Annotated in this window: 13 protein-coding genes; 5 read left to right on the top strand and 8 right to left on the bottom strand. The window is 45.4% G+C overall.

The window, feature by feature from the left end; all coding sequences use genetic code 11:
• Positions 1–42 precede the first annotated feature (42 nt).
• The 5 genes from LJ740_RS00345 (at position 43) to hemW (ending at position 5,056) form a co-directional block, all read left to right on the top strand.
• Positions 43–1,275, top strand: a complete 1,233-nt coding sequence (locus LJ740_RS00345; protein WP_229527026.1) for a multifunctional CCA addition/repair protein — start codon at positions 43–45, stop codon at positions 1,273–1,275.
• 131 nt (positions 1,276–1,406) lie between these two features.
• Entirely contained in the window at positions 1,407–1,970 is a 564-nt protein-coding gene (locus LJ740_RS00340) for an acyloxyacyl hydrolase (RefSeq protein ID WP_229527025.1), read from the top strand.
• 56 nt (positions 1,971–2,026) lie between these two features.
• Entirely contained in the window at positions 2,027–3,247 is a 1,221-nt protein-coding gene (gene srmB, locus LJ740_RS00335) for an ATP-dependent RNA helicase SrmB (RefSeq protein ID WP_229527024.1), read from the top strand.
• A gap of 8 nt (positions 3,248–3,255) precedes the next feature.
• Positions 3,256–3,873: an RdgB/HAM1 family non-canonical purine NTP pyrophosphatase gene (rdgB, locus tag LJ740_RS00330; RefSeq protein WP_229527023.1), complete on the top strand. Its 618-nt coding sequence runs from the start codon at positions 3,256–3,258 to the stop codon at positions 3,871–3,873.
• A 16-nt stretch (positions 3,874–3,889) separates the two neighbouring features.
• Positions 3,890–5,056, top strand: a complete 1,167-nt coding sequence (gene hemW, locus LJ740_RS00325) for a radical SAM family heme chaperone HemW (protein ID WP_229527022.1) — start codon at positions 3,890–3,892, stop codon at positions 5,054–5,056.
• Between the two features lie 31 nt (positions 5,057–5,087).
• On the opposite strand, the gene LJ740_RS00320 is transcribed toward hemW, so the two are convergent.
• The 8 genes from LJ740_RS00320 to LJ740_RS00285 form a co-directional block, all read right to left on the bottom strand.
• Positions 5,088–5,861 carry a penicillin-binding transpeptidase domain-containing protein gene (locus LJ740_RS00320; RefSeq protein ID WP_229527021.1) on the bottom strand — a complete coding sequence of 258 codons (774 nt, stop codon included), beginning with the start codon at positions 5,859–5,861 and terminating at the stop codon, positions 5,088–5,090.
• A 109-nt stretch (positions 5,862–5,970) separates the two neighbouring features.
• On the bottom strand, positions 5,971–7,734 hold the full coding sequence (locus tag LJ740_RS00315) for a hypothetical protein (RefSeq protein WP_229527020.1): 1,764 nt from the start codon (positions 7,732–7,734) through the stop codon (positions 5,971–5,973).
• Positions 7,735–7,854: 120 nt separating this feature from the next.
• Positions 7,855–8,238, bottom strand: coding sequence for a hypothetical protein (locus LJ740_RS00310; RefSeq protein WP_229527019.1), 384 nt, complete (start codon positions 8,236–8,238; stop codon positions 7,855–7,857).
• A 99-nt stretch (positions 8,239–8,337) separates the two neighbouring features.
• Positions 8,338–9,111: a YggN family protein gene (locus LJ740_RS00305; protein ID WP_229527018.1), complete on the bottom strand. Its 774-nt coding sequence runs from the start codon at positions 9,109–9,111 to the stop codon at positions 8,338–8,340.
• A gap of 154 nt (positions 9,112–9,265) precedes the next feature.
• On the bottom strand, positions 9,266–9,766 hold the full coding sequence (locus LJ740_RS00300) for a PAS domain-containing protein (protein WP_229527017.1): 501 nt from the start codon (positions 9,764–9,766) through the stop codon (positions 9,266–9,268).
• Between the two features lie 7 nt (positions 9,767–9,773).
• Positions 9,774–10,775 carry a response regulator gene (locus LJ740_RS00295; RefSeq protein ID WP_229527016.1) on the bottom strand — a complete coding sequence of 334 codons (1,002 nt, stop codon included), beginning with the start codon at positions 10,773–10,775 and terminating at the stop codon, positions 9,774–9,776.
• Between the two features lie 228 nt (positions 10,776–11,003).
• The gene (locus LJ740_RS00290) at positions 11,004–11,846 is read right to left on the bottom strand and encodes a LytR/AlgR family response regulator transcription factor (protein WP_229527015.1); all 843 of its coding nucleotides are present in this window, start codon (positions 11,844–11,846) and stop codon (positions 11,004–11,006) included.
• 520 nt (positions 11,847–12,366) lie between these two features.
• Positions 12,367–12,687: a DUF3718 domain-containing protein gene (locus LJ740_RS00285; protein ID WP_229527014.1), complete on the bottom strand. Its 321-nt coding sequence runs from the start codon at positions 12,685–12,687 to the stop codon at positions 12,367–12,369.
• Positions 12,688–12,855 lie beyond the last annotated feature (168 nt).

The following is a 12,855-nucleotide window of genomic DNA, read 5'->3' as shown; positions in this document are numbered from 1 at the left end:
AAACCTTAATCATGAATCAGCGATGAAGAAAACGTAAAAATAATGCAAGTGTATTTAGTGGGCGGTGCTGTACGCGACAAACTCCTGGGTCGCCAGGTAAAAGACCGAGACTGGGTAGTCACAGGAGCGACTTCCAGGGAGATGTTACAGGCGGGCTATCAACAGGTTGGCAAAGATTTCCCGGTATTCTTACACCCAAAAAGTAAAGAAGAGTATGCCCTCGCCCGTAAAGAAAAAAAATCGGGCGAAGGCTATACGGGCTTTGACACTGATACCTCCTCCAGCGTGACCTTAGCGGATGATCTCATCCGTCGTGATTTAACCGTCAACGCAATGGCTGAAGATGAGTACGGTGTTCTCATCGACCCTTATGGTGGTCAGAAAGATTTAGAACAGCGAATCCTGCGCCATGTCTCTGATGCCTTTATTGAAGATCCATTAAGAGTGCTCAGAGTGGCCCGATTTGCGGCGCGTTATGCCGGGTACGGGTTCAAAATAGCCCCGGAAACCCTGGCACTGATGACCGAAATTACACAAAGCCATGAACTGAAAACACTCTCTGCAGAACGGGTATGGGTTGAGACAGCCAAAGCACTGTCAGAACCCAACCCAGAGGTTTATTTTGAGACCCTGCGCAGTTGCAACGGCTTGCAAGACTGGTTCCCGGAACTGGATGCGCTGTGGGGCGTGCCTAACCCTGAAAAATGGCATCCTGAGATAGATACAGGTGTCCATGTCATGATGGTTTTACAACAAGCTGCCATGTTGAGTGAGCGTATTCCGGTGCGTTTTGCCGCATTGTTGCATGATTTAGGAAAAGGGCTCACCAGACCACAATTCTGGCCCAGTCATCATGGGCATGAAAAAGCCGGGCTGCCACTGGTTGAACAATTATGCCAACGTATTAAAGCCCCTAAACTGGAAACGGACCTGGCAAAATTAACCTGTGAACATCACGGCAAAGTCCACAAAGCCTTTGAATTAAGGCCGCAAACCATCATAAAATTGTTTGATAGTGTAGATGCCTGGCGCAAGCCTGAACGCTTTCAGGATATGTTGCTTGCCTGTGAGGCCGATGCCAAAGGACGTACCGGTTTTGAACATCGCCCCTATCCTCAGGCGCCTTACCTGCTAACTTGCCTCAACGCGGCGCTGCAGGTCAATGTGCAAAATATCATTGCGGACGGATTTAAAGGTGCGGCAATAAAGCAGGAACTCAGCGAGCGACGTTGCCAAATTGTTGCACAGGTTAAGGCTGAGCATAGCATTCGTTAAAATAACGTAAATACCATTTCAAGCAATTTTAATTCAATATTTTAGAACTTAATCATCTATTTTTACCGCTAATCTTTTGCATTTAATTTATATACCATTCAGTACATAATGAATTTGAATGGTATATCACAATGCACAACGTTTTTTTAGCAACCCTGATGTTGATTACTGCAGCGGTTTTTCCGGCAAGTGCGCAACAGTGGCATTTAGAGGACAATTACGATCAGGCTATTTCCATTGAGTACCTTCATGGAGAAGGCAATTTAAAAGGCTTGCGTCTCGGATACCGGCCTGTGGTTACCCAAATTGACAGCTTCAGGTGGTTGGGCACCCTGGACGTGTACTGGGAATTTAGTCTTAATTTTTGGGAATTTGGCGATCCGGTGCGTCATGAAAGTAACTTTGCTTTCGCTATTTCCCCGGTATTTAGTAAAGAGTTTGCCCGGATTTACGACAAGTACCCGGTCAAATGGGAATTTGGTATTGGCGTTTCCCTGGTGGAAGATACCCGTTTTGCCGGAAAAGATATTGGCTCACATTACCAGTTTGAAGATCGACTTGGCATCATCTTCGAATTTGGGGAAAACTTGCGGGAATCTGTCGCCTTGCGTTACATGCATTACTCTAATGGCGGTCTGAATGATAACAACCCTGGTATGGATTTCGCGAATATCGCTTATACCTGGCACTTTTAATCGAACATAGCCCTGCAAAACAGGTATAATCCGGCAAAAATTTAATGGGTTAATGCATGTTTGAAGATTTACAGCTGGACGACGAGCTTTGCCGTGCCGTCGCAGAAATGGGGTTTAGTAAACCCACCAGTATTCAGATGGAAGCCATTCCGGCGGCACTGGACGGCAAGGACGTTTTAGCCAGTGCACCTACCGGAACCGGGAAAACCGCCGCTTTTGTTTTGCCCGCATGCCAATATTTACTGGATTATCCGGCGAAAAAACCGCACGGTCCCCGTATTCTGATCCTGACGCCAACACGTGAGCTGGCACTGCAGGTGCATGAACAAACGCAAAAAATAGCCACCTACACCGATATTACGTCCGGTACGATTATTGGTGGCATTAATTACGGCTCAGACCTGGACTTACTGGAAAGTAATGTTGATATCGTCATAGCGACACCGGGCAGACTGTTTGAGCATATCGAACGTGAAGCCTTTGATTGTCGGGAACTGGAATGGATAATTCTGGATGAAGCAGATCGCATGCTCGACATGGGTTTTGGCTCAGTGGTCAGTCAAATCTGTGCTGAAGCCCGCTGGCGCAAACAAACCCATTTATTCTCTGCTACGTTAGACAGTAAAGACGTCGAGCGCTTTGCTTTAACTGTACTCAATGATCCGGTTTCAGTGGAAACAACACCTTCGCGCAAAGAGCGCCCTAAAATTCTGCAATGGATCCATTTTGCCGATACGTTGGAGCACAAACGTCAGTTGCTGTTGCACTATTTGCAAAGTGACGAGGTTAACCGTTGCGTCGTGTTCATCAAAACCCGTGAACGTCTGGCAGAGCTGGCAGAATGGCTGCAAACACAAAATGTACGTTATGTATTTTTGCAAGGTGAAATGCCGCAAGACAGACGAATCAAAGCCATCGCCGCCTTTAAAAATGGTGACAGCCCAATTATGTTAGCCACCGATGTGGCCGCCAGAGGCATTGATATACCCGATGTCAGTCACGTTATCAATTATGACTTGCCCCGCTCTGCCGATGTCTACGTACACCGCATTGGCCGTACCGGCCGTTCCGGCAAAAAAGGCAATGCGATATCCCTGGTGGAAGCGCACGAAATGGAAATGATGGGCAAGATCAGCCGCTTCACCGGTGACATTATCAAAGCCCAGAAAGTAAAAGGCCTGGAGCCAAAACACAAAGTAGCCAAAGTCGCGCCTAAAAAGCCCAAAAAGAAAAAGACGGCAACAAAGAAAAACAGCAAAGCAAAAGCGAAGAAATAGGACGATTGATGCCACAAGAATTTGTATTAGCTACCGGGAACCCGGGCAAAGTAAAAGAACTGGCAGAAGTGTTGTCACCCTTTGATATTGTTCTGCGGCCACAATCAGATTTTAATGTCTCGTCAGTTGCAGAGACCGGTAGAACATTTGTAGAAAATGCCATTATCAAAGCCCGTCATGCCGCCTCAGAAACCGGTCTGGCGGCGATTGCAGACGATTCGGGTTTGGCCGTAGACGCCCTCGGCGGAGCGCCGGGCATATACTCTGCAAGGTTTGCTGGTGAAAACGCCAGCGACAGCGACAACATTGACAAGCTGCTCAAGACCCTGGCTGAGCGACCAGACGCGCAACGAGGTGCCCAGTTTCACTGTTGCCTTGTGTTTATGCGAAGCGCTGACGATCCGACACCGGTAATAGCACAAGGTATCTGGCGCGGCGAGATTTTAGCGCAACCAACCGGTAAAGATGGATTTGGTTATGACCCGGTATTCTGGGTAGAAGAACAAAAACGCAGTGCGGCACAAATGAGCAAAGCGGAAAAAAACAAAATCAGCCATCGCGGTGCCGCCATTCAGTTACTATTACCCCAGTTAATTGACGCGGGTGTATTAGTTCAGCAACCTTAGTCAGAAAGCCCAGTCCGTGCCACCATTATCACTTTACATTCACATTCCCTGGTGTGTTCAGAAATGCCCCTATTGTGATTTCAATTCCCATGGCATTAAACAGGGTCAGTCACACGCGGATTTACCGGAACAGGAATATATCATGCACCTGTTGCAAGACCTGCAACAGGATATCGCGGCTTATTTAGATCTGAATAAAACACCCCGGGAAATCCACAGTATTTTTATCGGCGGTGGAACGCCCAGTTTATTTTCGGCAAAAGGCATTGCAGATATTCTGCAAGGTGTGCAACAACAGATCCCATTTGCTCAGGATATTGAAATTACTCTGGAAGCCAACCCGGGTACCGTAGAAGCCGAGCGTTTTAAGGGCTACGTCAAAGCTGGTGTCAATCGGATTTCGATTGGAGTACAGAGTTTTGATAATCAGAAACTCGCCCGACTAGGACGCATCCATGACAGCCAGGAGGCAGTAAAAGCAGCGGGTATCGCCCAAAGTGTGGGATTGAACTCCTTTAATATTGATATTATGCACGGATTGCCTGAACAGTCATTGCAGGATGCATTAAGTGACCTACAGCAAGCGATTGCATTAAACCCTCCCCATTTGTCCTGGTATCAGCTTACCATAGAGCCAAATACGCTGTTTTACTCCAAACCACCGGCTTTACCGGAAGACGAAATTCTCTGGGATATTCAGGAACAAGGGGATGCCTTATTGCGGGCTGCTGGCTATCAGCAATATGAAATATCCGCCTACAGTAAAGCTGGTCAACAATGTCAGCATAATCTTAATTACTGGCGCTTCGGCGACTATCTGGGTATAGGCTGCGGTGCACATGGTAAGGTTACCTTAGCAGACAATCGCATTGTGCGTACTGCGAAAGTAAAGCATCCAAAAGGCTATATGGATTTAACCCGCAATAAATTATTCGAAGAAACCCAGGTACAAGCCGATGATCTGGGTTTTGAATACTTTATGAACCGCTTTCGCTTGCTGGAACCTTGTCCCAAAGAAGAATTAGAACAGCGCACCGGATTGTCGTCAGACAGCAAAGTCATAGCATCGCGTTTGGCAGTAGCACTGCAAAAAGGATTGCTAACGGAAACCACCCATCACTGGCAGGTTTCCGAATTAGGTAAACGCTATCTCAATGAACTACTGAGTTTATTCTTAGAGTGAACTTATTTTTGCAATAAGTCCGCCATAAATATTAGAGTACACCCGCCTCTTGCAATTGATATCGTGCAACGTCAATGCGCTTTTGCTGAATTTCGCTGAAGCGCTTGCCGTCCATATTCAGGGCGAAGTAATACACCTCTTCGCCCCGGTCAACGATACCCACATACCAGCCCAGCACTATGTCTTTTGCGACAGGCCCGCCACCGGTTTTAGCATATAGTGTGTATTCCTCTGTTTGCTCCACTAACATTACCTGTTTAAACAGGGCTAAGGCAGATTCCGAAACCGGCAATTGTCCGCTATACATACGTTGTAAAAACTCTACCTGTTGCATAGCAGAAATCTTAAGACTACCGTTCAACCAAAAACTATCCAGGCCGGAAGAAATATCCTGGTTCCCATAACCGAACTGCTCTATATAGTGCTGCATTCGTGGCACACCAATTTGCGTAGCGATGGCCTGATAAACAGGCAGTGCCGACTTTTGAAAAGCAGTCCGGATATTCAAAGGGGTTTTGTGCCACACTTCCGGCCACCAGTCTTTTATTGGGTAGGTATTGGTATCAAAGCTAAGCAGTTGTGAGCTATCCTCTACAACGCCGGTTTCCAATGCGATGAGTGTGTTAGGGATTTTAAACGTTGAATACGGCGTGAAGGCCTGATTAACACGTTCATTATTGATAATGGTTATTGATTTCCCGGACTGCTCTTTGAGCACAAAAGCACAATCTCGAGCACAAAGACTGGCCGCATTGGCAACGCTGAAAAAACTCCATAAAAATACCCCTAAAATCGCTGTTTTCACGCTGCCTTCCTGTCACTAAATACAATTTGCTAAAGTGTCGGTATTAAAACACAAGATAAAAAATCAATTGGAGCCTGATTAGTAAGAATTTGTGAATCTGAACAGTGATTTACACCAGCTCCATTGCCATCGCACTATCAAGGTAGGCGATATCTTCTTCAGATAATGCGCGATAGAAATTGGCGATAGCCCAAACCGCGTCTACGATTTTCCATTTCGCAATACCACCTACACCAGCCAGAACCAGTTTAAAAACCTCCATTAATAAAGAGAGCAAAATGCAACCGGCACGAAACATAGTGACCTTGTGCTGAATTTTGTCAGTGGCTTGCTGCAACGTTGCCTCAGTGCAGTCAGGGGCTGCTAAAAAACCAATATCAAAATCACTGTCTCTGACCACCACTAAAGTTTCTTCGTTTACCCAGATCTTTTGTGTAACCCACCAGGCAGTCGCACAAAAAATATCAATCACCCAATTAAAATAAGCCAGACCTTTGCTGGCAATTGCCTGCACCATACGTACAACCCGCTGCACGGCTTCAGTGACCGCCTGAAATATTGATTTAACCTTGTCCCACAACCAACGTGACAGGCGCTTAACTCCGTCTAAAACGGTAGCAAAAAAATGTCGATCCTGTTGCCAGACTTGCGTCGTTTTATGCTCTGGTTTTAGTTTCAAATATTCTTCCTGCAACCGGTTTTGTTGCTCTAACTCGTCGGGTTGCGGCAACGCTCCCAACACAGCTGCACAATGAATAGTATGCAATGCCATACTGGCCAGGGTCAGGTGTTTTTGTTTGATGTCTTTTGCAATACGAAGCGGGGTCACTACCTTGCGATCAAGGCGCAGGCCCGGTGGTAGGTCATCCGCGGAAATCGCCGAAAACAGATGATGGCTATCACGCCAAAATGCCATCTGCCTTCGCAATCCCGGACCAATCAGCTGTGTGCCAAATCCCCCCATAGGGGTAAAGGCCGGGCTATAAAAATGATACCGGATAGTATCACCCGGCATAAATACACCCTCATCTGCAGACTTACCCAATGCGTAACCCTGCAACCAAAGCTCAACGCGGGACTGCGCCAACATAACCCTCAAGGCTAACGACTGCCGTTGCGTGTCGTTCAAATCAGACAGCGCCTGTAGAGGCAACGTCTCCCAATGAGGGTCAAGATAGACCCGGTCAAAACGGTTTTTTAGCTGTAAACGATGGGCCGACAAATGCCGGGTCAAACCTTCTACGTCAAACAACCAGTTTACCAATTCATCGTCGGAACTTAGCGTTGTAGCTGGTACGTCAAAGGCTCTCAATACGGCAGACCACAGTTGCAACCCTTGTTTAATGTATTGTTCAAGCTGTTGATGCGCGAATTCAGGCGCGGCATTGTCGAATAGTCTCGGCATTTCACCCGGTAAAACCGCCATAGCATAAAGACGCTGGAAGATTGCCCGGTTGATAAAATCCCGGTTTTGATGTTTAAACCAAAACGCAATGTGTGTGGGTTCTTCAAAAGTAAAGACTTGCTGAATTACCTGAAAGGTCTTAGCGCCAAACCAGCGATCGACTTTTAATCCGGCTTCCCGTTGCAAACTGGCCAGCGCCGATGCAAATTCACTTTGCCATTGTTGCAACGGTTGTATACTAGCGGCGCGATACTGAGTCAGCGCCAGTTGATAGGCTTGCCACTGCTCGCCAGACAGATACTGCAGGCGGTACAAGCGTTCGCATATTACTTCACCCACCGGCTCAGTTAACAGTGCCAGATTATTGTTTTGACCCTGAATGGGTGTACCCAAAACTTTTGCAGATATTGCCTGCTGCACCTGTTGCTGATGCTTAACAATACTGTCGAATGATCCGTCGACATCCATATACAAGTCCCTATGCCGTTAGTCTGGATTGCATAAACAATCTGGCCGATGTGATGTCTGAAGTAGGTTGCCCCTGCATCTGCAGTGGCAATTTTATCGCATCACAAGCAAACAAGGCGTTCAGGAGACAATCTTTTTTATCAGATTCAGAATTCCTTCCCGGGTCTCTCTGCCTGCGGTTACCGCCTGATTGTGGGCCTTTTCAATATCGTCGCTAATCTGCTCATCACGATACAATACCGCATCACCATCAATTTTATGGACATTCATCGCTTTTAACGTGATTTTACTTTCGGGATCGGCTGTCACATTAGCGTTGCCAATGGCATAGGTAAACAACCTGTCTAAATCAATATTACTGAGGCTGGGCGTATCACCGTCAGCTACGGTTTGCGAATTTTGAAACATTATCGACAAATTGCCGGTATAGGTGGTTACCGTCAGCGAGGAGAAATCCGCAGCGGTATCTTTGAGGTTATTGAGCGCTTCTGAGAGTTTTGACATGGTGTTTTCCTTTACCTAATGAGAATAGTCGGTATAAAGAATAGACCATAATTTTATCCGTACAAGTCGTACAGCAGTATTCACGCAGATGACTAACGACTACCCCTGGCCCACCACAATAACGTCAATCTTACTGAGCTGGGATATTTCTTTTCTGAGCTCATTTTCCACCCGATCAAGATAGCCCATTTTATTGCAGAACCACTGCGCCTTTTTGCGCAGGCTATCCGCTTTAGGGCCGACGGTGCGCTCTATTTCATTGCCCATCACTTCCAGGCGCTGGGACAATTCTTCCATGCGCAACTCCATTTTCTCATCATTGCCGGGAGTTAACCCACCAATAGCTGACAATACGCCGCCCAATGAGGTATTAATGGCTTCTTCTATTTGCGCTTCCAGTTCCTGATCGACAAGATCATCCACATTCTCCAGGCTCCCCGGACCAATATAATAGTTGCCATGGCTGTGAATAAATTTCTTTTTAACCTTTTCTTTTACCCTGTCCAGCGCCGAGGTGAGTTTATCAAAACTCTTGTGGTCAGTGCCCACCAGGCCAACATACACATGCTCCACAGTCTCAATAGCTAAATCCACCCCTTCGGTGGCCAATATAATCATTTTAGGTACAGAGTAATGAATACCGTCTGCCAGTTCTTTCAGTTTTTCGGCTTGTGACTCGTTTAACTCAATCCAGTTCCCCGCCACGATCAATTGATGATCATGGTTGATTTGGTACAGAGTTCGGGATTCATCAATAATGCGAATACTCTTATCTGTCACCACCATGCCATAATTGAGATCCACCTCACATTTGAGGTCGGCACGTGCAGACAAACTTATTGCACCCAGAAATAAAATTACTAATCTAATCATCCGTTCTAAACCGCTACCACGACCATTTTATTTTCACAGATAAGTGGCATATTTGCATTTCGATTCCGACAAGCACAACAAAAATCACGTCAAATTGCGTGACCGCACATTTACAATAGAGTTAAGTCGCGCTGCGACATTGTGTTGGGCGGGACTACATGCTGCGATGCCCGGTCTTTTCCTTAAGCTCATTGAGCGTAACTTCCACGGCTTCTGCGCGCTTTTTGTTGGCTGCCACATCGGTGACATCGTAAATCATCATACACATATGGTCTACTTTTCCGGTGGCACCCGTCAGGGGGGACAAGGTGACATTCTGGTACATAAAGTCTTCTGTGCCCGTTATTGGACGATAATTAGGAAACTTGTAAATATAAGGACGTTGCTCCCAGGTAATAAACGCCCTATTTTTTAGCTCAAACACCGGACGACATTTATTGCGCAACCAGGCCTGGTCAATTTCAGGAAATAACTGGAACAAATTTCGATCCCGTACCTGACTGGGCAACAATCCGCTGTGACTCTCCATGAAAGCATTCCACACCCGTATCTGGAATTGGGTATCCAGAACAACGATACCAACGTCCACCGTTTGCAGCATATCCATCATCCAATGGAATTCGGCTAAATCATCTAAATCGTCTAATTCTTCCATTGCATCATCAATCTTCAAGGAGGTGAGAAAGCTTGTAATTCATGGCTTTCATGGATTCTTCTGTCAGCAACAGTACCAGGTCGCAATGCACATTATACCCTTCCAAACCATAACTCAGTTCTATTGCCAACGTGCGCTTCCAGCGCAATTTGTTGCTGGAAATTAATTCCGAAATGCTGCGATGCTGGCCCAAAACGACCGGATGTCCCTGACTAAAATACAAATCCAGTTGTGACGCCAGCCCATTAAGACAGGTCCCGATCAAAATATTGGCGGCATCCATCAGCAATTCCAATTGCACCTGATCATCGACTTGGCCATTGATCCCCATAATTCTGGCAACATCGCCAAAACTGGAATCACTTAAAATAAACAGGGCCTCACCGCTGATACCCGGGCCAACAAACCCCTGGCATATGCCTGACACTGAATCTTTTAACTCGATGTCCTGCAACATCATGTGTAGCTCAGACACTTCAATCAGATTTACATTGGGAATGGGTAGCCGAACAAACACGTTTAGTATTCTCGCCAGGTGATCTCCCGCCTGCCCCATCGCTATATTGGTAATTTCCTGATAACAATCCCGAACATCCGGATCTAAGGCATCCACTGCCGGTTCGTTTTTAACTTCTTCTTTAACTTCTTCCAGTACACCATTGGCCAGCAAAATCTTTTTGAGAACGGGTTTGCTAACCGGCTTTTCAATAAAATCTAAGGCTCCCAGTGCCTTCACCCGTTCGTGGGCTTCAGGTTGAATATCACCGGATACCACAACAACCTTGGTATCTATACCTTCTTTGATGATATTTTCGAGGGTTTCATAGCCATCCATGATGGGCATGTTCAGATCCAGCAGCAGCAACTGGCCTTTGCCTTCTTTCAACGCATCGATTGCTTCGCCACCGTGTTTGGCGAAATGGATCTGCACTTCCCAGTCATCGGGCAAGCATTTGGCGGCTTGCTTACGGGCAACCATTGAATCATCACAAATCAATACTGAAAACATACCGATAATTTTTCTCTTGTGTCCCTGTTGGCAGATGCGTGAAATAAAAAACTGACACTATACATATAGATAGCAGCTTATTTGGGAATATCCAAAGACTTATATGGACTTATCGAACAGACTACCATGCGACTTTAGTCGAATATATGAATATATTCCTGCAATTTGTTCGTTTTTCAGGCGATAAATGCCGGTTGCTCAGATAACCGACATTTTAGTAGCGAATTTTTAATGGCAAGGCGCGTTTTTACGGCGAATTTCCTCCAGTTTGTATTTGTACTTCCGTGTTACTTTCACCACAGTTTGACAGGATAAATGTGCATAATATTCCCCATTGGAATTCGGCGATAGCTTACAAATTTTGGTAGCATTAACCATCGCAGAACGGCTCACTCTGGGGAAATGAGCAGAATCCAGTTCACTTTCCAGTTGCTTCATGGTTTTGCGTATAATTTGCTGCTTACCATTAATATGCAAACACATGTAGTCCCCTACCGCCTCAATCCAGTCGATGTCCTGTAAAGCAACTTTTATCCACTCAGTACCGGATTTAAAGGAAATATAGTTTTGCAAATCATTGAGATGACAATGATGCTCGTTTTCCAGGTTTTCAATAAAACCGTCCAAGGTTTTACCGGTTTTTCGGGTTAATAATTGTTGTAGTTTTTCCTGCAGCGCAAAAGCTTTTTGTTGTTCTATGGTTTTCTCAATTCGCTGGATACAAATGGTCAGGCGCTCAACATCAACGGGCTTTAATAAATAATCACAGGATTCAAAATTAAAGGCATCCAATGCAAAATTTTGATGGGCTGTGGTGAACACCACATAAGGCAGTTGTACCTTTTCCTGAAGTAACTTATTGAGTAAATCGATACCGGTTAATCCCGGCATTTCGATATCCAGGAAAACCGCATCAGGACGATGCTGTCGGATACTGTTTAAGGCGTCATTGCCATTCTCACAAAGTGGTAAAATTTCCAGTTGGGAAAAACCGGAAAGGCGACTCATTAGCCCTTGTCTTGCCAACAACTCGTCATCAGCAATTAAAACCTTTAAACACGCTTTTTGCATCAGTGTATGCCCCTGCAACTAAACTCCGAATTTGTTCCCCCAAATCAAGCGTAGACAAAAGCACCGGAGTAGCAAAAGTGGGATGTTACAAGCTGTGAAAAAACAGAATCCTGTTTATGGATGGTTACATCTTTGCGACCGATCCCAGTTAACAGTTATTCAAACAGTGATTGGCACAATGCAGCGAAATCAGGCACTCAACTGAAGTATTGCCAGTGCTTTCGCGAACGTCTCACAACAAAGGAATCTCGGTTCTGCGCAACGCCAAAGATTAAGGTATAAAAAAGATTTTCGGGCAAGGTATATAAAACAGATAAAAAAATAGAGGGCTGTGCCCTCTATTTTGTCCAGGATAAAAACATGTATCGCTCTTACGAGACTGAATACTGTTTAGTTGGGGTCACTACGCCCAACAAAAATAATTCTACTGATTAAATATGACAAAAATATCAATCTGAGATGAAACAACAAAAATAGCTGATAAAATGTAATTTAATTACAGATTGTTACATCCAGCCACTTAGTTCTTTGCCAAATCTTCAATAATAACGGTTTTGCCATTAAATCCGGAGCGTTCAATCAGCAGATTAGCAGTTTTTTCCGCACCGTTTAATTTTGCAAAAGTGATAGGATCTTCACCATTGCACATTAACCCCTCCACCACTTCATCCGCTTGCAAATTATTGCGTTTAATCGCTTTGTACAAATCAAATCGATTATCCGACTTTACCGCCTTACAAAGATTCTCCAGTTTGTATTCCACCAGTTTATCCCCGGCAAAGCTTGCACCGGAAATCATCACGGAAGTGGCTGCAATTGCGGTTAATATTAATTTTTTCATGATACCCTCACTTGTTGTTCTGCGATAAGTCAAACTCAGGTTTAACTCTGTTCTCAGCTTAGGCAGACCATGGTGGCTTATCAGTAAAATTTCGATGTTTTGCGGGAGCATAAGACAGATCGTTAAAGTACCGGAAAATTAAGATAATTGACCGCGAATAACAGGTTG

The sequence above is a fragment of the Planctobacterium marinum genome, from assembly GCF_020687805.1.
GTDB lineage: Bacteria > Pseudomonadota > Gammaproteobacteria > Enterobacterales > Alteromonadaceae > Planctobacterium > Planctobacterium marinum.
The sequence above is the reverse complement of the archived record's forward strand: the minus strand, read 5'-3'. Positions and strand labels throughout refer to the sequence as shown.